Genomic DNA, 21885 nt, shown 5'->3' with positions numbered 1-21885 from the left:
GGGCCGCAGGGTGAGCCCGGCCCCACGGGACCGCCTGGACCGCCTGGACCGCCTGGACCGCCTGGACCGAGCGGAGCGACCGGGCCACCCGGCAAGACCGGCAGCCCCGGCGTCGCCGGCGTCGGCCAGACCGGCGCGGCTGGCAACGACGGCCAGGACGGAGCGGCCGGGCCCCCGGGCCCGCCCGGGCCCCAGGGAGAACCCGGGCCCGCCGGGCCGCAAGGCGACCGCGGCCCGGCCGGCGAGGACGGCCGAGACGGCCAGACCTGCCCGGACGGGTACAGCCTCCAACCCCCGGCAGACGACCCCGACGCCCTCGTCTGCAGGAGAGACGACGCACCCGCCCCCGAACCCACCGAGCGCCGCGGGCTACTGTCCGCAGGCCTCGACCCTCAGCGCCGCCAGTACCCCTGAACACGAGCGCCCCCTCGCCTGGCCACCACGGTCGGGCGAGGGGGCGCGTTCGTGCGTCCGGGATCAGGCGCCGGGCCGCCGGTTGTACGTCTCCAAGGTGGCCTTGTTCGTTGAGGCGTCCTGGAAGACCAGTTCCCACGGCCCGGTATTCACGTCGAACTCCTTGCCGAACCCGACCCACTTGCCGGTCATACGCCGGCCGGTCGGCTCGACGAGCAGCTGGATCGCGCCGTGGTAGCGGGCTCCGCGGTAGTAGCCGTCGGTCGCGGTCTGCTCCGTCCACGTACCGGTGGCGACGTGGCCGTCGACCTCGAGGTCCATCGTGAGCGGGCTGTCGGACGAGCCGGGCAGGCTGCGTACCGTGAGCCGGTTGCCGTGCTGGAGCACGACGACGTAGTGCCGGCCGGAGTACGAGGAGTCGCGGCCGCTGGAGAAGTACTCGTAGCGGGACAGCCACACCCCGGAGTAGTTCCGGTGCGCGGCCTGCGGCTCGCCCTGCGGCTTGGCGGCCGCGGGGGCGATGCCGTTCGTTGAGGCTTCGACGTCGTGCCCGCCGTGCCCGTCCTCAGAGACCTGCCCGGCCGCCGCGGCGGAGAAGCCGAGGGACTCTATGGGCAGGCCGGTGACGGCCTCCAGGGCGCGGGCGTAGACCGGGCGGGGGGCCGTGGTCGTACCGGCTTCCCAGCGCTGGACGAGGCGCTTGTTGGCGTCGTTGGGCTGGCCCGCGCGGGCGCCGGCTTCTCGCACGGCGCGGGCGAAGTCGTCTTGGGACATGAGCAGGCCGAGGCGGACCGCTCGCAGTGCGCTGTTCGGTGTGGCCATACGTGCACGGTAGACCCAACCCCCTTGGAATGACACCGAAATGACGCCCCGTATGTCGCCGCTTTGACGTCTGCACTGACGCCGCGCAACTCTCCGTGCTCACGCCATCTTGAATGCGTGACGACCACAGGTAACGGCTCATCACGCGACGGCCTGACCGTGCGCGTATACCGCGTCAACCCCACGACAGGGGTACGGACCGCGGCCAGGGAGCGCACGCTCCCGCCCGCCGAAGAGCCGATGGCCACGGGCGCGTTCCCGCCGTGCTCCTGCCCGCGCTGCCGCAAGGTGGGCACACGATGAGTCCGATGTGGGACGACCAGCCGGAGTACGCCGCCGGCATCTGCGCCGCGTGCGGACTGCACACCGACGACGGGATCGTCACCTGGGTGCCACGCATGTCAGCCGCGGACCTGCGGCTCATCGTGCACGCCGACCCAGGCGCCTGCCCGGCGCCCCAGAACCCCAGCCCGCTGCCACTGCGGCGGCTCTAGCAGCGGGCTGGGCACCACCATCCATCACCACGGGAGGGCTCCCATGACCCAGACCGCGCGCGCCTTACTGACCGACGCGCAGTTCAACGACGTCCGCGCCACGATCCTCGGCAACAACCCCGGCATGGAGCCCGACCTCGCCGGCCGCATCCTCGTCGACGCTCTCGGATTCCTCGCCACCGCGGCGAGCAGCCCGCTCCAGGCCCTCGTTCCGTCCCGCGTCGTCGACGAGGGCTGGCACGCGCTCATCCTCCACACGTCCGTGTACTACGGGCTGTGCTCACGGTTCGGGAACTTCGTGCACCACCTGCCCGAGCGGCCCGACCCCGGCCGCCACGACGAGGCCGTCATCGAGCGGACCATCGCGCGCATCGAAGCCGCCGGCTTCACCGTCGACCGCGACCTGTGGCACGGGCCGACCGACACACTCGTCTCCGTGGCCGCCGAGTGCCAGCACTCCGACGACTCCGGACCGATCGTGACCATCCCCAAGCCCAAGGGCTGACGGGCCCCTAGGCTGCGGCACGGAAGGGAGTACGCCATGCCCGAGTGGATCGACCCCCGGTACGCCCAGCTGGTCGCCGCGTGGAAGCGCACGCAGCGGCCGAGCTCGCGAGACCCGGAGGAGCCCCGCCCCCGGCGCGCCTTCGTCGTGCCACAGCGCTAACCCGAGACCGCCCCGGCCCGCCGCCCCCCGTCGGCGAGCCGGGGCTTCTTCATGCCCGCGCTCAAGGGGTACTCACCGGTGAGTACCCCTTCGCGGGAGGGGCGAACGGTCATGATCGTTAGCGCTTCGGTTGAGCATCGACTGAGCACACGCCCGGTGTGCCCGACTCCAACGAGATCAGCACCCGGCCGGACAGTGCCTGACCAGGTGCTGAGCGAGTAGGCCGTGTGGGACTCGAACCCACAACCAACGGATTAAAAGTCCGCTGCTCTGCCAATTGAGCTAACGGCCCTCGGCGAGTCATCCCCGAGCATAGCCGTACGACGCCCGGCATCCGATCGGGTATCCCCCGCGGGCTGCCGTCACGGGTGGAAAACGTGGTCCTGCCGGGCGTGTGCGCGCCGGTCGGACGATAGGTCGAGCAGGTGTGCGGTGCGCCCCACGCCGGTGTGCGCCGGGCGGGACACCGATTCCCAGGCCGGCCGCCGTCGATGCCGCCGAAGGTCCGCCCGTGGGTCACGGGCGCGCTACCAGGTCCGGACTCCCCGTCACCTCTCGGATCACCGGGCGACGTCAGCACGTTGAACCGGCCGGGCCCACACCTGTCCCGACAACGGGTACGCGGCCGTCGGGGTCAACGTCTTCCCCCCGACCGGGCGGTACGCGCGCAGTTCGGAGCCCAGCCGCACCAGCACGTCGTCGCGCCGGTCACCGACCGGCCCCGCGACGGCCGACGCCGACCAGCGAGCGAGAGAGACACCCAGCCAGCCCCCGTGCGAGTGCGTCGACCCCGACACCGGCCCACCGGCGGTGAAAGGAGATTCGAACCCGTCCAAAGCGAAGGGGCCCGTACCGCACCGAAGTGCGGTACGGGCCCGTTCGTCAGGGCTCGGCGACGGCGTCAGCCGTTGCGCTTCCAGCGCGGCTTGTCGTCACGGCGGCCGCCCCCGAAGGAGCCGGAGTTCGAACCGCCGCGGTGGTCGTCACGGCGGCCGTACGGGCGGTCGTGGCCGCCGGAGCGGAAGCCGCCGCCCGAGGGGCGGTCGTCGCGACGGTCGCGGTTGAACGGACGGTCGCTGCCGGCGCGGTGGTCGCGGCGCTCGAAGGAACGGCCACCGCGGTCGTCGCGACGGTCGTCACGACGGAAGCCGCCACGGTCGTCACGACGCTCGAAACCGCGGTCGTTGTCGCGACGGTCGCGGTTGAACGGACGGTCGCTGCCGGCGCGGTGGTCGCGGCGCTCGAAGGAACGGCCACCGCGGTCGTCGCGACGGTCGTCACGACGGAAGCCGCCACGGTCGTCACGACGCTCGAAACCGCGGTCGTTGTCGCGACGGTCGCGGTTGAACGGACGGTCGTTGTCCCGGCGCTCGAAGGAACGGCCACCGCGGTCGTTGTCCCGGCGGAGACCACCGCGGTCGTTGTCCCGGCGGAAGCCGCCGCGGTCGTTGTCGCGACGGTCGCGGTTGAACGGACGGTCGTTGTCCCGGCGCTCGAAGGAACGGCCACCGCGGTCGTTGTCCCGGCGGTCGTCACGACGGAAGCCGCCACGGTCGTCACGACGCTCGAAACCGCGGTCACCACGGTCGTTGTCCCGGCGGTCACGGCGGTCGAAGTTGCCCCGCTCGTCACGACGGTCGTCACGGCGCTCGCGGACCGGACGCTCCTCGCGGGCCTCACGCACCGGCTGCTCCGGTACGGACACCTCGGCGACTGCCTGCGCCTCCGCCTCAGCCGCCTGCGCGGCCTCGGCGACCGCGGCCTCCGGGTCCTCGCCCCGCTCCCGCGCCGCACGGGCGACGAGGCGGTCGGCCTCCTCGCGCAGCTCGACGGCACGGCGCTGCAGACGCTCCAGCTGCTTGGTGAGCTGGTCGACCTCGCGCTCGGCCTGCTTCGCGGCGTTGCTCGCGGAGTCCGCCTGGACCTCGGTCAGCGAACGGGCGCCGGTGATCTCGGCGACCTCGGGGTCGAACACGCCGGCACCGCCGACGATGTGGCGCGAGGCGTCGACGCCCGCGTCCTCCATCAGCCGGAAGATCTGGCGGCGCTGGTGCGGGAGCGCCAGCGAGACGACGGTGCCGGACTGGCCGGCGCGGGCGGTGCGGCCCGAGCGGTGCAGGTAGTCCTTGTGGTCACCGGCCGGGTCCACGTTCAGGACCAGGTCGATGCCGTCGACGTGGATACCGCGGGCGGCGACGTCGGTCGCGACCAGCACGTTCACGTAGCCGTCCTTGAAGTCGGCGAGCGTGCGCGTACGGGCGCCCTGCGTCATACCGCCGTGCAGCGCGTCCGCGCGCACTCCGGCGTCCCGCAGCTGCTCGGCGACGCGGTCCGCGCCCAGCTGGGTGCGGACGAAGATGATGGTGCGGCCCTTTCGGGCGGCGATGGCGGCCGTGACCGGCGCCTTGTCCTTGGGCTTCACGACCAGGACGTGGTGGGTCATGGTCGTGACGGCACCGGCGGACGGGTCGACCTCGTGCGTCACCGGGTCGACCAGGTAGCGCTTGACGAGGCTGTCGATCTCGTTCTCCAGCGTCGCCGAGAACAGCAGGCGCTGGCCGCCCTCGGGGATCTGGTCGAGCAGTTCGGTGACCTCGGGAAGGAAGCCCAGGTCGGCCATCTGGTCGGCCTCGTCGAGGACCGCGATCCGGACGGACTCCAGGGAGCAGGCGCCGCGGTTGATGATGTCCCGCAGCCGGCCCGGGGTCGCGACGAGGATGTCGACGCCCCGCTCCAGGGCGTAGATCTGGTTGCCCATGGACGTACCGCCGCAGACGACCTTCATCTTCAGGCCGAGGACGTCGCCGTACGGCTGGAGCGCGTCGGCGACCTGCATGGCGAGCTCACGGGTCGGGGTGAGGATGACGCCGCGGGGCTTCTTCTTCTCGGTGTGGCCGCCGGCCAGGGTGGCGAGCAGCGGCAGACCGAAGGAGAGGGTCTTTCCGGAGCCGGTGCGGCCGCGGCCGAGGATGTCCTTGCCGGCCAGGGCGTCCGGGATGGTCGCGGCCTGGATCGGGAACGGGACGGTGACGCCGTTCTGGGCGAGCTTGCGGACGACGCCCTCGGGGAGGCCGAGGTCGCCGAAGGTCACCTCGGGCGCGTCGGACGTCTCGGCGGTGTCTGCGGCCTCGTCGGTGACGTGAGTGCCGTCGGTGTTCAGGGTGTTCCCGGCCTCGACGATCTCGTCGTTCTCGGGCAGGACGGCACGGTCAGAACTGGAAATGGACATGCGAAATGCGAAACCTTCCGGAGTCTCGGCACGCGCCCAAACTCCGTGTTTCGCAATTCGACCGCCTCGATGCGGTCAGCCACGGCAAGGGAGAGTACGCGCCACACGCGGCGCGCTTCGGTGGTGGCGCCGGGCAAATGGGATCAAACGATCTACCACCATACGCACCCTCCCCGGCTCAAGGCAAACTGCCTCGGTGCGTCGCTCGTCACACTCCCGGGACGCCCTCGATGAGCCCCACCCCCGCACCTGCTCCGACCGGACGTCCCGCGCTGTCCGCCGAGCGTCAACGGGCGCCGGCCCGGCGTCCCACGACCGGGAACGCGGACGGCGCACGAGCATCTTGCCGGCGCCTCACGACCGGGAACTCCGACCGCCCCCCCGCCGCGCCTCGGCCACCGTCAAACGGGTGCCACCTGTGGTGATGCCTTCGGCTCCGTGCCGAACCCCTCCCCTTGCGCGTCGACGGCCTCCCGCATCCCGCCCAGCTGGGTCTCCGCGGCGGGTGACTCCGTCGGCGGTTCGGTCGGCTCTCCGGTGGGGCCGGGATCGGGGCTCGACGGCGTCGGCTCGGCCGGAGGTGTCGGCTCGGCCGGAGGTGTCGGCTCGGCGGGCGGCGTCGGCTCGCCGGGCGGCGGCGTCGGCCGCTGGGGGGACGGCGGCTTCGCCTCACCCGCGCCCCCGGAGGGCGAGGCCGGCGGCGCCGCGGAGACTCCCGGGCTCGCCGACTCGTCCGCCCCCGCACTCCTGGACCCGCCGCCGGAGGGCCCCGTACCGCCCATGCCCGTCCGGCTCCGACCGCCGGAACCGCCCGGCGCGCCCCCGCCGCCGTCCGGTTCGGCGGCGGCACCGCGCCGCTGTGGTGTCTTCACCGGCGCCGGACCGTCGGCGTCGTCGCTCACGCTCACACAGCCGGCGGAGGCCGCGACGGCCAGTGCGGTGGCGAACCAGACGGCACAACGGCCGGGGGCGGACAGCTGGCGCACGGTGGCACCTCCGGGGCACGGGACGCGGTTTCCCTGCCCAACTCCCCGAGCCCCGCAGGGGACACGCCCCCGCGCGACCGCCGGGCGCCGCCGCCGGACCGGACCTAAGGCGCCAAGCCCCCCGCCAGATCGGCCCCGAGGATCACCGCCCCCAACCCCACCAGCACCGACCCGGCCGCATTCGCCAGCGCCAGGAACAGCCGGCCCCGCTCGGCCAGCCGCAGCGTCTCGTACGAGAAGGTGGAGTACGTCGTCAAGGCGCCGCACAGCCCCGTGCCGAGCAGCGCGTAGCTGCCCGACGCGATCGAGGCGCCGGCCAGCAGGCCGAGGACGAAGCTGCCCGAGGCGTTCACCGCGAACGTGCCCCACGGGAAGACCGAGTCGTGGCGCAGCTGGATCTCACGGTCCATCAGATAGCGCAGCGGAGCACCCACCATCGCGCCCACCACGACCAGCACCCAGTTCACGGACCCGCCCCCCGCCGGTCCACCAGCCGGCGCGCCGCCGACGCCCCCAGCCACACCGCCCCCACGGCCGCGGCGAGCGTCGCGGCGGCGTACAGCAGCGCGGTGCCCGCCCGGTGGAGTTCCAACAGCCGGGCGAAGTCGAGGACGTACGCCGAGAAGGTGGTGAAACCGCCCAGCACCCCGACGCCGAGGAACGGCCGCACGAGCGGACGTGTGACCACACCGCGCTCGCTCACCAGCACCATCAGCACCCCGATGAGCAGGCAGCCGAACGCGTTGACGGCCAACGTCGCCCAGGCGGAGGGCCACAGCTGGGACACCCCGTACCGCGCCGACGCCCCGATCGCCCCGCCGGCCGCGACCACCGCGAGGACCTTCCACTTCCGGGGCCCCTCGGTCTCGATGCGCTGGGCCGGCACATGGAGGTCGACGTCCGGGTCGATCGCCTCCGAACGGGGGCCGCGCGAAGGGGGATACGGGTGCGTACTCATCGGCACCCCGGCCCCGGTCCCGTCGCCGGCACGACTGCCCGCCCCGGCCCCCTCGGCGGCACGGCTCCCGGCCTCATCCGTAGCCGAGCGCGTGCAGCCGCTCGTCGTCGATCCCGAAATGGTGCGCGATCTCGTGGACGACCGTGATCTCGGTCTCCTCGACCACGTCCTCGCGCGACTCGCACATCCGGAGCGTCGGCCCGCGGTAGATCGTGATCCGGTCCGGCAGCACGCCCGCGTACCACTCCCCGCGGTCCGTCAGCGGAGTCCCCTCGTAGAGCCCGAGCAGCTCGGGGTCGGACGGGTCGGGTTCGTCCTCGACGAACACGGCGACGTTGTCCATCAGACGTGTCAGCTCGGGCGGGATCCTGTCCAGCGCCTCAGCGACCAGTTCCTCGAACTCCTCGCGCGTCATCTCCAGCACCCGGCCATTGTCACGCACACGCGCCCCCGCCGGTGGGCATAGCCCGGCGCGGACGCGGGCATACGCGACCAATGGCCCGCGCCCACGAACTTCTCCATGCCGGCCTCGTCCGCCTCAAGCGCCACTACCGGTCCCACCACACGAACCCCGTCAGCACCCTGGTCCACAGCCCTCACCCGTACGGCCGCGCCTTCGGACTCGTGGCCGTCGTCCTGCTGGGGGCGTGGCTGGGGCTGCTGGTCGTGGGGGCCGTACGCACCCCGGTGGGACCCATGGACACGGACATGACGCTCCGCCCGTCCCTCTCCGGCGGCACGAAGATCAACGTCTCCCCGCTCGGCGCCCTCGACCTCGACTCGCACACCGCGCCGATCCGGCTCGACGTCGACATCGACCGGCTCGACCCCATCCGCTCCCAGGCACTCGTGGAACACCCCGAGCGTCTCGCCGGACTCCAGGAGGAGATAGGCCAGGACGTCACGGACGGCACACGCGAGCTCGCCCTGCGCTCCTGCGTAGCCGTGGTCTCCGGCGCCACGGCCCTCGGCCTCGTCGTCTACCGCCGCCCGCGCCGGGCCCTCGCGGCCGGCGGCCTGGCCCTCGTGCTGCTGGCCGCCTCCGGGGTGAGCGCATGGGCCACCTGGAACCCGAAATCGGTACTGGAGCCCCGGTTCTCCGGCCTGCTGAGCAGCGCACCCTCGGTCGTCGGCAACGCGCGCTCGATCGTCACCGAATTCGACGTCTACCAGAAGGAGTTGGCACGCCTCGTCACCAACGTCACCAAGCTGTACGAGGCGACCTCCACGCTGCCGGTCTACCAGCCGGACCCGGGCACCATGCGCGTGCTGCACGTCTCCGACATCCACCTCAACCCGGCCTCGTGGCACATCATCGGCTCGCTCGTGGAGCAGTACGACATAGACGTGATCATCGACTCCGGCGACACCATGGACCACGGCACGGCGGCGGAGAACGCCTTCCTCGATCCGATCCCGGACCTCGGCGCGCCCTACGTCTGGGTGCGCGGCAACCACGACTCGCCCGTGACCCAGAGCTATCTCCAGCGGCTGAAGAACGTCCACGTCCTCGACGAGGGCCGTGCGGTGACCGTGGGCGGCCTGCGGGTGGCGGGCACCGGCGATCCCCAGTTCACCCCGGACCGCTCGACGGTCCCCGCGGGCGATCCCGCCGAGCGCATGGCCGGCATCCGGCTCGCCTCGGCCCTGCGCGACCAGAGCGCGGCCGGCACCCCGGTCGACATCGCGGTCGCCCACAACCCCGTCGCCGCGCGCGAGACCGACGGCGAGGTGCCGCTGGCCCTGGCGGGTCACGTCCACCGCCGGGACACCGAGATCCTCCCGCTCGGCACCCGTCTCAAGATCGAGGGCTCCACGGGCGGCGGCGGTCTGCGGGCGGTCGAGGGCGACGAGCCGGAAAAGGTCCGCGCCTCCGTGCTCTACCTCGACCGCGACACGCGGACCCTTCAGGCCTGGGACGAGATCACCCTCGGCGGGCTGGGCCTCACGACGGCCGAGGTCAGCCGCCACCTGGCCGAGGTGCCTCCGCCGCAGGGCCCGGAGGCGCCCCGGACACCGCCCCCGACGGGCCTGCCGTCCCCCGCCCCGTAAACCGTTTTGGCGATAGGTCCCCGCATCCCATATGCTTCTCACGTCCCCGACGCGCTGCGAAGCGCCCAGGCGGGCCCTTAGCCCTCATCGTCTAGTGGCCCAGGACGCCGCCCTTTCAAGGCGGTAGCACGGGTTCGAATCCCGTTGGGGGCACGCAGAAAGTTACGTATGCAAATTCGTTCGTATACGTAAATATGGTCCTGTGGAGCAGTTTGGAGTGCTCGCCACCCTGTCAAGGTGGAGGCCGCGGGTTCAAATCCCGTCAGGACCGCTCGCAGTTCACTTCGCTGAACTGCGTGGCTGGGTAGCTCAGTTGGTACGAGCGATCGCCTGAAAAGCGATAGGTCGCCGGTTCGATCCCGGCCCCAGCCACCACCCCGAGAACGTCCCGGACGGTATACCGTCCGGGACGTTCTCGTTGCATGCCCCAGCAAAGGTCCACCCGTGGCGGCAGCCGGCCCCGAGGGTTTCCTGTGCTGACACGGTGCTGACGTGTCAGCACCTCACTGCCATGATTCCGTGCCGCCGAACCTCCACGCCTCCGACCGCCAGGAGAAGTGTCCTGTGAAGGGGGCAGCCGGGCCGACACGAGGCCCGGGATCGTGGATCACCGCGGCGCGAAGGCCGGCTTGCGGCGCTCCCGGACGGCTGCCATGGCCTCGGGGAAATCAGGCCGGGCGAAGGATTCCCGCATGAGGGAGACGGACTCGGCCACGGCTTCGGCCGCGGGCATGCGCAGGCCGTCCAGGATCTGGCGCTTAATGACAGCCATGGACGCCGGTGAGCAGGTCTCGGCGAGTTGGCGGGCGTACTCCTGGGCGGTCGCCAGCACCGTGTCGCGGGGCGCGGTGTGCTGCACCAGGCCCATCCGCAGCGCCTCCTGCGCGCCCACGGCCCTGGAGGACAGAAGCAGGTCCGTCGCGTTGCCGACGCCCACGAGGCGTGGCAGCAGCCAGGCCGCACCGTACTCGGCGATCAGGCCGAACCGGCTGAAGACCGCCGAGACCTGCGCCTCTTCCGCCATGAACCGGACGTCTGCGAACAAGGCGTGCACGAGACCGAGACCCGCCGCGCTGCCGTTGATCGCCGCGATCAGCGGGGTTCGCATGGTCAGCGGAAGATGCGCGGGATGCCCGAGGATCGAGTCCGGGCTCTCTTCCGGCGAGTCCTGTGGTCCGGCCAGTTGGGCGAGCAGGTCGGGGGTCGCTCCCGAGCAGAAGCTACTGCGAGCGCCCGTGACGACGACGGCGCGGACCTCGTCGTCGGCTTCGGCCTCGGCCAAGGCGTCGTAGTAGGCACCGAGCATGGGCAGATCCATGCCGTTGCGGCGCTCGGGGCGGGCGAAGGTGATCGTCCGCACGTAGCCCTCGGTGTGTATCTCAATGCCCGTCGCGCTGCTGGACATGCCCTCTACCTCCACATGACAGACTACTGACTTTCCTAAGGGAACTGCTTATCATGAAGTCCCTGATGACGAGCGGAGCATTGCTGTGCGACTACCGAGACCGCTGGGTCTGTCCGGCCTGAGCACATGGATACCCGAGGCACGTCAGACCGCCCGGCACGCCGTCGAGCAAGGCCTGGTGGAGGCGGGCACCGCCGAAGAACTCGGATACGAGGCACTGCCGGTGGCGGACAAGGCTCCTCCCGAGATGGCGGTGCTGGCGGCTCGCGCGGCCCTGGAGAGCACCGGGACCGCACCGACCGAGCTGGGCATGGTCCTGCACGCCTGGATGTACTACCAGGGGCACGACCTCTGGTCGCCTCCCCATTACATCGCCGATCAGCTGGGCGCCCGGCAGGCCGAGCCGCTGGGGATTCAGCAGGTCTGCAACGGGGGCGCGGCGGCTGTCGAGGTGGGCGCCGCCCGGCTACTGGCCGACCCCGCCCTCGGCGACGTCCTGGTCACGACGGCGGACCGGTTCGCCGCACCAGGTTTCGACCGCTGGCGCGGAGACTACGGGATCGCCTACGGGGACGGCGCCACCGCGCTGCTGCTCCACTCGCTCGAAGAGCGCTCCGCGGATCTGCTGCTGCACACGGTCACCACCGTCGCCGCGCCACACCTGGAAGGGATGCACCGCGGACGGGACGCGTTCGGTCCGATGCCGCGCTCCGTGAGCGACCAAGTGGACATGCGCCGCACGAAGAAGGCCTTCTTCGAGCGTGGGGGCATGGAGGCCTTCACCCGGGCCAGCGAGGAGAGCTTGACGGCGGTCGTGGAGCGCTGCCTCGCCGCCGGAGGGCTGGCGCTCGACAGTCCGCTGCTGCGCTGCGTCGTTCCGCCCCGGCTTGGCGCGAAGGCCATCGACCTCGCCTATGCGCCAGTGCTGCGCAAGATGCTGCCGGCCGAGATCCTGACGGTGGGCGGGAACACGGGCCACCTGGGCGCGGGGGATGCGGCGGCAAGCCTGGCCGAGCTGTGGGCCGGCCGCGTCCTGTCGCCGGGCGAGTACGCCTTGGTGGTGAGCGCGGGGGCCGGGTTCACCTGGTCGTGCCTGCTGGTGAGCGCCGTCTGACCGTCAGACGCCAAGACGTCCGGGACCGGGTGGCTCACTGAGGAGCCACCCGGTTCAGCGGCTTTCGTTCAGCGTCTTGATGGCCCGCTCCAGGTAGTTCTCGAACTGCTCGAACTCCTCCGGGGTGAATTCGGCCCGGAGCCCGTCCTCGACGCGCACGGCCTCCTTGTCCGCCCTCTTCAGCACGGCGCGTCCGGCCCTGGTCAGCTTGTTGACGATGACCTTCTGGTGGAGCTGGGAAGGCTCTCGCTCCATCAGGCCGTGCTTCTCCAGGTTGGCGAGGACCGTCGACATCGTCTGCGGCGTCACCATGCTCTCCCGGGCGAGCTGCGCGGCCGACATCCCGCCCGGGAAGAGCGAGAGCAGCAGCAGTACGGAGTACTGGGGAACGGTCAGGTCGAACTGGCGCAGCGCCTGGGTCTTGCGCGCGATCAATGCCTGCTCGGCCCGCTTGATGGTGTTTCCGAGCCGGTCCCCAACCGCCGCCGTCACACGTGCGCGAGAGTCCTGCGCATGCTTCGTCGTTTTGGTATCCGCCATATCAGCAGTCTCCCATGAATGAGCCTACGAATCCCTTTCGGAGCGCGCCGGTCGCCGGGGCGGAGGGAGCGCGCAGGTGAGCCTGGCGGTGCAGACCCTCCGTCCCCGCTCGTCGGAGATGACGATCTCGTACGTGGCGACCGCGCGCCCCACGTGCAGGGGACGGCAGACGCCCGTCACGAGGCCGGAGCGCACCGCGTGGTGGTGGGTGCAGGAGAGCTCCTGGCCGACGATGATCCGGTCCGGTCCGGCGTGCACCCAGGCGGCGAGCGAGCCGAGGGTCTCCGCGAGGACCGCGTTGGCGCCGCCGTGCATGATTCCGATCGGCTGCCGGTTCCCGCGCACCGGCATGGTGCCCACGACGAGGTCCGGTTCGCAGCTGAGGATCTCGATCCCCATGCGGGTCACCAGCTGTTCGTCCAGGTAGTTGGGAAGGACCGGCACCGGCCCCAGCGTCGCCGCCGACTGCGTCATTCGACCCTCCGCGATCTGACGAGTGTATGTGTTCTGGCTTATGGTAGTCATAGAGATCAAGCATGTGTACTGTCACAGCTTGATCGAGGAGAGGGAGGCCGCGATGCGCGGTACCACACTGGGGGCTTCCGGCCCCGAGGTCGGCGTCGTGGGCCTGGGCTGCATGGGTATGTCCTGGGCGTACGACGAACTGGGGAGGGACGACACGGTCTCCGTGGAGGTCATCCACCGTGCCGTGGAGCTGGGCTGCACGCTGATCGACACCGCGGACATGTACGGCCCGTTCACCAACGAGGAGCTCGTCGGGCGGGCGCTGCGCGGCCGGCGGGACGAGGTGGTGCTGGCGACCAAGGGCGGTCTGGTGGTGGACGACCCCAAGACCTACGCCAGCCACCGCGACGGCAGGCCCGAGCACCTGCGCGGCGCCTGCGAGGCCAGCCTCCGGCGTCTGGGCGTCGACCATGTCGACCTCTACCAGCTCCACCGGGTGGACCCGGACGTGCCCGTCGAGGAGAGCTGGGGCACCATGGCGGAGCTGGTGTGGGAGGGCAAGGTGCGTGCCATCGGCCTCTCGGAGGCGTCGGTCGAGGACATCCGGCGGGCTCAGGCCGTGCACCCCGTGGCTTCCGTGCAGAGTGAACTGTCCCTGTGGAGCCGTGACGCGATCGAGTCGGGGGTCCTGGAGTTCTGCCGCGAGCAGGGCATCGCCTTCATCGCCTTCTCGCCGCTCGGCCGGGGTTTCCTTTCCGGACGGATCAGCTCCGCCGACGATCTCCCGGAGGCCGACGGCCGTCACCGGCTGCCCCGCTTCCAGTCCGAGGCACTGGCAGCGAACCTGGGCATCCTCGGTGAACTGCGGAAGGTGGCGGACCGGCTGCAGGCCACCCCGGCCCAGGTGGCGCTGGCCTGGGTGCTCGCGCAGGGCAAGAACGTCGTGGTGATCCCGGGCACGAAGAACATGGGCTACCTGGAGGAGAACGCGGGTGCGGCCGGAGTGGAGCTGGATGACGCGGCGCTGGCGGCGCTGGAGGACGTTCCGGCTGCGGTGGGCACGCGCTACTGACCGTTCCGGATGTGCTCGGGTCCCGGCCCGTGACCGTCATGACTCACGGATCTTTCCGCACTCCGCGCCTGCTTGCGGGCTCTGACAGCGAAAGGAAAGGCGCCGTGGCTACCTTTGCTCCGCGTCGGCCCGCGAGCCGGCGCCCGGCCGGCGGTCGGAGCGGGGTGCACCACGACTGCGCCACGCAACGAGGCGGTCGCGCCGGCGGCGACGCCGTATTCGTCCAATGTCCCGTCGTCGAATTCCCGGCGGCCGCCCGGAAGAGCAGAGCCTGGCGGCGGCCGGAGAGGAGAGGGTGAAGGGTGCGCCTGAGAAGTCTGGGCAACACGGGAATCAAGGTCGGCGCCATCGGCCTCGGTTGCATGGGTATGAGCTGGCTGTACCAGGAGTCCTCCCGCGACGACGAGCGATCCGTCCGGGTCATCAACGAGGCCCTGGACCTCGGCGGGAACCTCCTTGACACGGCCGACCTCTACGGCGCCGGACACAACGAGACCCTGCTCGGCAAGGCCATCGCGGGGCGGCGCGAGGAGGCCGTTGTCGCGACGAAGTCCGGGATCGTCCTGGAGGACCTAAGCCTGCGGGCGATCCATCGCGACGGCTCACCGGCCCATCTTCGCAAGGCCGCGGAGGCGAGTCTGCGACGCCTGAACATCGATGTCATCGACCTCTACTACCTCCACCGCATCGACCCAGCGGTGCCGTTGGCGGAGACATGGGGCACCATGGCCGAGCTCGTCCAGCGGGGCTTGGTGCGCTGGCTCGGGCTGTCCGAGGCGACCGTGGCGCAGGCCCGTGAAGCGCACGCGATCCACCCGGTGACGGCCGTGCAGTCCGAACTCTCGCTGTGGACGCGCGACCCGCTGGACGGCGGGCCGGAAGGCGTGGTCGGCTGGTGCGAGAGCGTGGGAGCAAGCTTCGTCCCGTTCGCGCCCCTGGGGCGCGGCTTCCTCACCGGAACGTTACGCGCCGGCCAGTTCGAGAGCAGCGACTTCCGGACGGCCAACCCTCGCTTCTGCCGCGCCGCGATGGAGGCCAACCAGCACATCGTCGACGTGATCAGAGAGGTGGCCGACCGCCGGTCGATCACTCCCGCCCAGGTCGCCATCGCCTGGACCCTCGCCCAGGGAGAGCACGTCGTACCGATCCCCGGCACGAAGAACTCCCGCTATCTGCGCGAGAACCTGGCCGCGGTGGAAGTCCGACTGGCCGACGAGGACTTCGCAGATCTTCTCGCGCTGCCCGCCCCCGTCGGCAGCCGATACTGAGCCGTGAGCGCCGGCGCCACCCACGCCATGCGACGGCCCACCGCGGGGCGACTGGCCTCGCGGTGCCGCGTCCGCCGCCGGGTCAGCCTCCGACGGCCTCGGCGGTCACGAGTGAGCCCACCAGCCCCGTGCGCGCACCGGCCGCGGTCATGCGATCCAGTGCCTCGCGATGCTGCGCGTCGGTCTCGCTTGCGGTGGCGTCGGAGACGACGACCACCTCGTAACCGAGGCGCAGCGCTGTCGCCGCGGTGGACGCGACGCCGTGCGCGGTGGTCAGGCCGGCCAGCACGATCTTCGTCACTCCCGTCTGCCGCAGGTGGTCGTGGAGATCGGTGTCCTCGAACGCGTCGAGGCCGTGTTTGGTCACCACGTGCTCTCCGGCACGGGCGGCAAGCCCGGGAACCAGCTGGTTGGGGGCCGCCGCGAGGCCGCCGTCGGCACCGTCGGCGCGGACGTACCGGACGAGCACGACGGACGCGGAGTCCGCCGCCTCGAAGTGCTCGCGCAGCCTTGCGCAGGCGTCCGCCACCGCGTCGCCGCTCACCGGCTGCCAGGGCCTGTCGACGATCCACCGTTGCAGATCGATCAGGACGAGTGCCGTGTGCACGCGGGTCATGAAGTGCTCCCCGGGGAGAGATGAACAGCGTCCACGGCACCCTAGCAAGGGGAATGCCAGGTCAGTGGAGAAGTCGATTCCAGCCGACGACGGTCTGCTCCTGTGGGCCGAGACGTTCGGCAACCGTCGTGATCCCGCGGTGCTGCTGGTCATGGGCGCCACCGCGCCGGGCATCGTATGGCCGGACGAACTGTGCCGACTCCTCGCGTCGGCGGGTTACTACGTGGTGCGCTACGACCACCGCGACACCGGGAGGTCCGGCAAGTCCGGCGCTGAGTACGGCCTTTCGACGATGGCCGCGGACGCCGCGGCGGTGATCGCCGGGCTTGACGCGGGCCCGGCCCACGTGGTGGGCCAGTCGGCGGGAGGAACGGTATCCCTGCTGCTCGCCCTCGGCCGTCCCGAACTCGTCCGTTCCCTGGTGCTGCTGTCCAGTTCGCCCAGCGCCGGCGCCGGTATACGGCAGCCGCGCACCGGACCGCCGGCGGCCGGGCCCGAGGAGCGCCGGGCCATGGCGCTCGAGGGCTGGCGGGGACTGGTCGGTCCCGCCGCGCAGTTCGACCGCGCCTACTGGGCGGACCTGGTCGACCGCATAGCGGCGCACAGCCGCGAACCCGACACCTCAGGACGCAACTTGACGGCGATGGCGCGGACGCCCGCGCTCACCAGCCGCATCACCGCACTTCAGGTGCCGACGCTGGTGGTGCACGGTGAGCAGGACCAGATCTTCCCCGTGGAGCACGGCGAGGAGTTGCGCCGGGCGATTCCGGGCGCACAGCTTCGCCGGGTCCCCGGCATGGGGCACATCTTCCCCCCGCACTGGTCGTCGACGATCGGCGCGCTGATCGTCGGCCACCTGCGGCGGGCATGACGGACGCGAGAATTGCTTCCTCGTCATTGCGTACCGCCTGCCATCGTCTCAACTACGTGTCAGGGAAGAGCGCGTCGGATGGTTCCGAATTCTTGCAGCGGTGAGAAACGTCACCCAGTGTGCTGCTCCAGTAATTCCTTTGGCCAGAAGATGACGTCCACTAGTGTGGCGAACAGGTCAACGCACGCCGACGGGGGAAGGTGAGCTGTGTGGCAGGACCGACGGCGATCGCGGCGGACAGCGCCGCGACATCGGGCTACGGAAACAACTTCGGTATATTAGGACCGCTTTCAGTGACGGTCCAAGGTAAAGAACTGGCATTGGACTCCGCGAAACTTCGCATTCTGCTGGCGGCACTGCTGGTGCGAAGCGGGACGGTCGTAAGCAACGAACGCCTTGCTGAATGGCTTTGGGAAGAACGGAAACCGTCCAATCCTCGCGGAACGCTGCACACCTACGTACGGCGCCTGCGGCTGCTGCTCGGCGACGCCCTCCCGCTGGAGACGGCCGCCGGCGGCTACCGGATCGACGTCCCCGAGGATGAGCTGGACTTCCAGCGCTTCCGCGGGCTGGTCCGGACCGCTCACCGGTCCGAGGCGCTTGAGGAGCGGGCCCGCCTGCTCGCCGCGGCGCTCGCCACCTGGAGGGGCGCGGCACTGGAGGACGTCCCGTCGAGTTCCCTGCACCTGGACGAGTGCCGGCCCATGGAGGACGAGCGGCTGGCCGCGCTGGAGGCGTACTTCGAGACAGACCTCCAACTCGGCAGGCACGCGCAGCTGGTGAGAGAGCTGCGCGCGGCTGCCATGGACAACCCGCTGCGGGAGAACTTCTGGAGCATGCTGATGCTCGCCCTCTACCGCTCGGGCCGGCAAGCGGAGGCTCTGGACGTGTACCAGCAGGCCCGGCGGCACCTGGTCGAGCAGCTCGGCATCGAGCCCGGCGAACGGCTCCGCACCCTCCACACCGGGATCCTCGAATCGGATCCGGCGCTGGCGGTTCCGGACGGCCCGGGTTCCGGCGCCGGCGAGACCGGCCCGGTTCCCGCCCAACTGCCACCGCTCGGAGCGGGTTTCGTGGGACGCAAGGCCGTGATCGACCGGATCTCGGCCTCACTCCCGCCCGTGTCCGGGCGCACCAGCGTCCCGGTCGTCGTGCTGTCCGGACCGCCCGGAGTGGGCAAGACGGCTCTGGCGGTGTGCGTCGGCAGGCGGGTGCGGCCGACCTTTCCAGACGGGCAGCTCTATGTGGACCTGAGCGGCTACGACCGGGGCGAGGCGCGCGAGCCACTGCCGACCGAGCAGGTACTCTCGCAGTTCCTGCGCGCGCTCGGGGTGCCGGCCAAGCAGATCCCGGTCGACCTCGTGGAGCAGGCGAACCTGTACCGGTCGAAGCTGACCGGCAAGAAGGTGCTGGTGGTACTGGACAACGCCGCCGGTGTCGAACAGGTGGTCCCGCTCATACCGGGCGACGGCGGCTGCTCCGTGCTGATCACCAGCAGACGGCAGCTGCGGTCCCTCGTCGTCACGCACGGAGCCCAGTTGATCCAGGTCGACACGCTCAGCACGCCCGAGTCAGTGGACCTGGTCGCCGGCATGATGCGCCAGGCCGCGGTGGCGATCGATCCGGAGACGGTGCGGGAGGTCACCGCACTGTGCTCGTGTCTGCCGCTGGCCCTGCGGATCGCCGCGGCCAACCTCATCGGCGCCCCGGGCGGGCAGACCGAGGTGTACCTGGAGAGTCTGCGGCGCGGCAAACGCCTCGCCGCCCTGTCCGTCGACGGCGACACGACGTCCGCCGTCTCGAACGCCATCGCCCTGTCCTATTACGCCCTCACACCGGACGACCGCGTCATCTTCCGGCTCGCGGGACTCTTCCCCGGCTCCGACTTCTCCCCCGCCGCCGTCTCGGTCCTCGCCGACATCAGCGAGGCGCAGGCGCGGGCGGGTCTCAGCCGCCTGGAGATGGCGAGTCTTCTGCAGCAACCCGCCCCGGGCCGCTACCAGTTCCACGACCTGCTGCGCGAGTACGCCCAGGACCGCGCCGCCGAGGAGCACCCCGGGCCGGAGCGGGCCGAGGCGGTGGAACGGCTCGGCCGGTGGTACCTCGCGGGCGTCTGTGCCGCGGCCGACGTCCTCTACTCGGAGTTCGTCCGCCTCGCCGAACCGTCGGTGCCGTTAGAGACGTTCGACGCGCCGAGGCATGGCGACGAGAGCCATTCGATGGCCTGGCTGCTGGCCGAGCGGCGCAATCTGATGGCGTGCGTCCGCTACTTCGGCGCGCACGGACCGCACTACCTCTCCTGGCACATCGCCGACGCGCTGCGCGGCTTCTTCTGGACGGGCAAGTACCGGACCGAGTGGCGGGAGACGACCCGCACCGCCCTGGCCGCCGCCGAGGCACGCGCCGACGACCGCGGCATCGCGGCGATGCACCGCAGCCTCGCCAACCTCGCCAACACCCTGGGCGACTACGAGTGGGCCCTCGTGCACCAGGAGAAGAGCCTCGCGGTGCACGACCGGCTGGGCATGGCGGAGGAGGCCGCGGCCACGCTGAACAACATGAGCCTCGCCCACCTCAGTCTCGGCCGCGGCGGCCGAGCCCAGGAGGCCGCGCAGCGGGCGCTCGACATCGCGCACACCATCCTCTCGCCGCGTCTGGAGGCCACCGCCAAAGGAGTGCTGGGCTTCATCCACTGGACGCGGGGAGACATCGAGGGCGCGACCGAGTACCTCACGGCCTCCCTGGCCACCGCCGGCGCCCTCGGCCTGCACCACATCAGCTCGTACAGCCTGCGCAATCTGGGCCTGGTGCACCAGGCGACCGGAGAGCTCACCGAGGCGCGGTCCTACTTCGGCCAGGCGCTCGAAGTCTCCGAGGCCATCGACTCCTCGTACGACCGCAGCGTCTCGCTGTACGGGCTCGCGCTCGTCGACCTGGACATCGGCCGGTACGACAGCGCGTGCGAGTCGGCGGAGCGGGCACTGAGCTCCTTCCAGGAGTGCGGCGACCGCACCTATGAGGTCGAGACGCTGTGCCTGCTGTCGGCCATCAGCGGGAGCCTGGGCTCACCGCAGCGGTCGGCGCGGTACGCGGCCACGGCGCTCGACGGAGCCCGGCAGATCGGCTACGTGGACGGTGAGGCGTACGCCCTGGCACGCCTCGCCGTCGCCGACGGGCTCCTGGGCCGTGACGCCGCCGGGAACGCGGAGGCGGCCCGCTCGCTGGCCGACTCGAGCACGAACAGGATGGCCCGCAGCAAGATCCTGCTCGACCTGGCTCAGCTCTACCTGACCCTGAGCGCCCCGGACCGGGCCGAGGAGTGCGCGCGCCAGGTGCTCTGCCTGTCGCAGCCGGGCGCGCAGCGTCTGAACATCGCCCGGGCCGAGGAGGTCCTGGGCGCCGTCGCCGCCTCTGGCGGCGACCACGCACAGGCGCGCGTGCACTGGAACAGGGCGCTGGCGACCTTCACCGACATCGGCGTCATCGTGCACACCGATCTGGCGGAACGGCTGGCCACAACATCGGGTCAGGGGAGGACGGCATCGTGAACACCGCTGCTCCAGTAGCCGACGTGCGCACCACGACGGGAGGCGGCCGCCTGCGCCAGATCCTGCTCGCCTCCCTCGGCAACGCCGCGGAGTGGTTCGACTGGACCGTGTACGTGACGTTCGCCGCGGTGCTCGGCCCGCAGTTCTTTCCTTCCGGCAGCGGGGCCACGAACGTCCTGCAGACCCTGTCGGTGTTCGCCGTCGGTTTCCTGTTCCGGCCGGTCGGCGGGCTGCTCATCGGTGCCTACTGCGACCGTCGCGGCCGCAGCGCGGGGCTGCGGCTGTCGCTGCTGATGATGGCGGGCGGCAGTCTCCTGATCGCGCTCGCCCCGGCCCACCGGACGGCCGGCGTGCTGTCCCCGGTGCTGCTGGTGGCGGCCCGGGCGCTGCAGGGGCTGTCCGCGGGCGGCGAGGGTACGGCGATGAGCACCTACGTGACCGAGACGGCGCCGAGACGGCGCCGAGGGCTGTACTCCAGCGCCATCTACATCAGCACCACGCTCGGCACGCTCGCGGCCACCTTTCTCGCGCTGATCCTGCGGAACACGCTCACGCCGGGCCAGTTGGGCGACTGGGGGTGGCGTGTTCCCTTCGCGCTCGGCGCCCTGTTCGCGTTGTACGGCTGGTGGATGCGCCGCTGTGTGCGCGAGACGCCGGTCTTCGACGCGGCGCGCGAGCGGCAGCACCGTCCGGCGTGGCGGGCACTGCGCTCACATCCGCGCAGTGTCCTGCGGGTGGCCGGCTTCTCGCTGGGCGCGACCGTCGTCTACTACACCTTCGCCAGCTACCTGCCGTTGTACGCCCAGGTCCACGACGGGGTGCCGGCGAACGCCGCGCTGTGGGCGTCCGTCGCCGCACAGGTGGTCTTCATGGCCGCGCTGCCCCTGCTCGGGGTGGCAACCGACCGCTTCGGCCCACGGCCCATGCTGCTGGCGTTCGGCGGCGGATTCGTCTGCCTGACCCCGGTCCTGTTCGGGGTCATGTCGGGGTCGGCCGTGCGGCTGTTCGCGGTGATGACCGCGGCACTGCTGCTCTTCGGGTGCTACGCGACGGCCGCGCCGGCGGCGACCCTGCAGATGTTTCCCACCACTCTGCGATCCAGCGGCGTGGGGCTGCCGTACGCGCTGACGGTGGCGCTGTTCGGCGGTACGGCGCCCTATCTCAACGAGTACCTCTCGGGACTCGGTCACGCCGCCTGGTACCCCTGGTACGTCGTGGGGCTCTGTGCGGTCAGCACGGTCTTCTACTTCCGGTTCCGGGGGACGGGCGACACGGACCTCACCGCCGTCGAGGACACGGGCCGCGCCCGCGCGGCGGACGGTGCCGCGCGGGGCTGACGCCGGGCCGGGGCCCGGCGTCCTGCC

Annotated in this window: 20 protein-coding genes and 4 tRNA genes; 13 read left to right on the top strand and 11 right to left on the bottom strand. The window is 71.2% G+C overall.

Annotated elements, in window-relative coordinates:
• Positions 1 to 477 precede the first annotated feature (477 nt).
• Entirely contained in the window at positions 478 to 1236 is a 759-nt protein-coding gene (locus QMZ92_RS21150; RefSeq protein WP_283298955.1) for a helix-turn-helix domain-containing protein, read from the bottom strand.
• Between the two features lie 299 nt (positions 1237 to 1535).
• Here QMZ92_RS21150 and QMZ92_RS21145 point away from each other — a divergent pair, with 299 nt between their 5' ends.
• Genes QMZ92_RS21145 through QMZ92_RS21135 form a run of 3 tightly spaced genes read left to right on the top strand, consistent with a single transcriptional unit; the run spans position 1536 to position 2397 of the window.
• A complete protein-coding gene (locus tag QMZ92_RS21145; protein ID WP_283298954.1) occupies positions 1536 to 1730 on the top strand; it encodes a hypothetical protein in 195 nt (64 codons plus the stop codon).
• A gap of 43 nt (positions 1731 to 1773) precedes the next feature.
• Positions 1774 to 2235, top strand: coding sequence for a UCP032817 domain-containing protein (locus QMZ92_RS21140; RefSeq protein ID WP_283298953.1), 462 nt, complete (start codon positions 1774 to 1776; stop codon positions 2233 to 2235).
• A 36-nt stretch (positions 2236 to 2271) separates the two neighbouring features.
• Positions 2272 to 2397, top strand: coding sequence for a hypothetical protein (locus tag QMZ92_RS21135; RefSeq protein ID WP_017950119.1), 126 nt, complete (start codon positions 2272 to 2274; stop codon positions 2395 to 2397).
• 219 nt (positions 2398 to 2616) lie between these two features.
• On the opposite strand, the gene QMZ92_RS21130 is transcribed toward QMZ92_RS21135, so the two are convergent.
• From QMZ92_RS21130 to QMZ92_RS21105, 6 genes are all read right to left on the bottom strand, one after another.
• Positions 2617 to 2689 (bottom strand) — tRNA-Lys (locus QMZ92_RS21130).
• 609 nt (positions 2690 to 3298) lie between these two features.
• Positions 3299 to 5626 carry a DEAD/DEAH box helicase gene (locus tag QMZ92_RS21125; RefSeq protein WP_283298952.1) on the bottom strand — a complete coding sequence of 776 codons (2328 nt, stop codon included), beginning with the start codon at positions 5624 to 5626 and terminating at the stop codon, positions 3299 to 3301.
• A 401-nt stretch (positions 5627 to 6027) separates the two neighbouring features.
• Complete coding sequence (locus QMZ92_RS21120; protein WP_283298951.1) at positions 6028 to 6612, bottom strand: hypothetical protein; 585 nt, start codon at positions 6610 to 6612, stop codon at positions 6028 to 6030.
• Between the two features lie 104 nt (positions 6613 to 6716).
• Positions 6717 to 7079 carry a fluoride efflux transporter CrcB gene (gene crcB / locus QMZ92_RS21115; RefSeq protein WP_283298950.1) on the bottom strand — a complete coding sequence of 121 codons (363 nt, stop codon included), beginning with the start codon at positions 7077 to 7079 and terminating at the stop codon, positions 6717 to 6719.
• On the bottom strand, positions 7076 to 7570 hold the full coding sequence (locus QMZ92_RS21110) for a fluoride efflux transporter FluC (protein ID WP_283298949.1): 495 nt from the start codon (positions 7568 to 7570) through the stop codon (positions 7076 to 7078). Before QMZ92_RS21110 ends, crcB begins: the two co-directional genes overlap by 4 nt.
• 73 nt (positions 7571 to 7643) lie before the next feature.
• The gene (locus tag QMZ92_RS21105; protein WP_199800681.1) at positions 7644 to 7994 is read right to left on the bottom strand and encodes a metallopeptidase family protein; all 351 of its coding nucleotides are present in this window, start codon (positions 7992 to 7994) and stop codon (positions 7644 to 7646) included.
• A 71-nt stretch (positions 7995 to 8065) separates the two neighbouring features.
• Between QMZ92_RS21105 and QMZ92_RS21100 the strand changes: the two genes are divergently transcribed.
• The 4 genes from QMZ92_RS21100 (at position 8066) to QMZ92_RS21085 (ending at position 9997) form a co-directional block, all read left to right on the top strand.
• A complete protein-coding gene (locus QMZ92_RS21100; RefSeq protein WP_283298948.1) occupies positions 8066 to 9622 on the top strand; it encodes a metallophosphoesterase family protein in 1557 nt (518 codons plus the stop codon).
• Positions 9623 to 9702: 80 nt separating this feature from the next.
• A tRNA-Glu gene (locus QMZ92_RS21095) sits at positions 9703 to 9775 on the top strand.
• A gap of 43 nt (positions 9776 to 9818) precedes the next feature.
• Positions 9819 to 9893: transfer RNA gene (locus QMZ92_RS21090), tRNA-Asp, on the top strand.
• A gap of 27 nt (positions 9894 to 9920) precedes the next feature.
• Positions 9921 to 9997: transfer RNA gene (locus QMZ92_RS21085), tRNA-Phe, on the top strand.
• Between the two features lie 232 nt (positions 9998 to 10229).
• On the opposite strand, the gene QMZ92_RS21080 is transcribed toward QMZ92_RS21085, so the two are convergent.
• Positions 10230 to 11027, bottom strand: coding sequence for an enoyl-CoA hydratase-related protein (locus QMZ92_RS21080; RefSeq protein ID WP_283298947.1), 798 nt, complete (start codon positions 11025 to 11027; stop codon positions 10230 to 10232).
• Positions 11028 to 11112: 85 nt separating this feature from the next.
• Here QMZ92_RS21080 and QMZ92_RS21075 point away from each other — a divergent pair, with 85 nt between their 5' ends.
• The gene (locus QMZ92_RS21075; RefSeq protein WP_283298946.1) at positions 11113 to 12141 is read left to right on the top strand and encodes a 3-oxoacyl-[acyl-carrier-protein] synthase III C-terminal domain-containing protein; all 1029 of its coding nucleotides are present in this window, start codon (positions 11113 to 11115) and stop codon (positions 12139 to 12141) included.
• A 54-nt stretch (positions 12142 to 12195) separates the two neighbouring features.
• On the opposite strand, the gene QMZ92_RS21070 is transcribed toward QMZ92_RS21075, so the two are convergent.
• Complete coding sequence (locus tag QMZ92_RS21070) at positions 12196 to 12633, bottom strand: MarR family winged helix-turn-helix transcriptional regulator (RefSeq protein WP_283298945.1); 438 nt, start codon at positions 12631 to 12633, stop codon at positions 12196 to 12198.
• 72 nt (positions 12634 to 12705) lie between these two features.
• A complete protein-coding gene (locus QMZ92_RS21065; RefSeq protein ID WP_283298944.1) occupies positions 12706 to 13155 on the bottom strand; it encodes a hotdog fold thioesterase in 450 nt (149 codons plus the stop codon).
• 103 nt (positions 13156 to 13258) lie between these two features.
• Here QMZ92_RS21065 and QMZ92_RS21060 point away from each other — a divergent pair, with 103 nt between their 5' ends.
• Together QMZ92_RS21060 and QMZ92_RS21055 are read left to right on the top strand one after the other, a co-directional pair.
• Complete coding sequence (locus QMZ92_RS21060; RefSeq protein ID WP_283298971.1) at positions 13259 to 14218, top strand: aldo/keto reductase; 960 nt, start codon at positions 13259 to 13261, stop codon at positions 14216 to 14218.
• A 302-nt stretch (positions 14219 to 14520) separates the two neighbouring features.
• On the top strand, positions 14521 to 15486 hold the full coding sequence (locus QMZ92_RS21055) for an aldo/keto reductase (protein WP_283298943.1): 966 nt from the start codon (positions 14521 to 14523) through the stop codon (positions 15484 to 15486).
• An 82-nt stretch (positions 15487 to 15568) separates the two neighbouring features.
• Here QMZ92_RS21055 and QMZ92_RS21050 read toward each other — a convergent pair whose 3' ends face one another.
• On the bottom strand, positions 15569 to 16102 hold the full coding sequence (locus QMZ92_RS21050) for a cysteine hydrolase family protein (RefSeq protein ID WP_283298942.1): 534 nt from the start codon (positions 16100 to 16102) through the stop codon (positions 15569 to 15571).
• A 64-nt stretch (positions 16103 to 16166) separates the two neighbouring features.
• On the opposite strand from QMZ92_RS21050, the gene QMZ92_RS21045 reads away from it, so the two are divergent.
• The 3 genes from QMZ92_RS21045 (at position 16167) to QMZ92_RS21035 (ending at position 21858) form a co-directional block, all read left to right on the top strand.
• Positions 16167 to 16973 (top strand): alpha/beta fold hydrolase, encoded by an 807-nt coding sequence (locus tag QMZ92_RS21045; RefSeq protein WP_283298941.1) that lies wholly within the window; start codon positions 16167 to 16169, stop codon positions 16971 to 16973.
• 209 nt (positions 16974 to 17182) lie between these two features.
• Complete coding sequence (locus QMZ92_RS21040) at positions 17183 to 20521, top strand: AfsR/SARP family transcriptional regulator (protein ID WP_283298940.1); 3339 nt, start codon at positions 17183 to 17185, stop codon at positions 20519 to 20521.
• Entirely contained in the window at positions 20518 to 21858 is a 1341-nt protein-coding gene (locus tag QMZ92_RS21035; protein ID WP_283298939.1) for an MFS transporter, read from the top strand. The genes QMZ92_RS21040 and QMZ92_RS21035 overlap by 4 nt, the downstream gene beginning before the upstream one ends.
• Positions 21859 to 21885: the final 27 nt, after the last annotated feature.

The sequence above is a fragment of the Streptomyces sp. HNM0645 genome (assembly GCF_030056615.1).
Classification (GTDB): Bacteria; Actinomycetota; Actinomycetes; order Streptomycetales; family Streptomycetaceae; genus Streptomyces; species Streptomyces marianii.
Note: the sequence above shows the minus strand (reverse complement) of the source record. Positions and strands in the feature narration are given on the sequence as shown.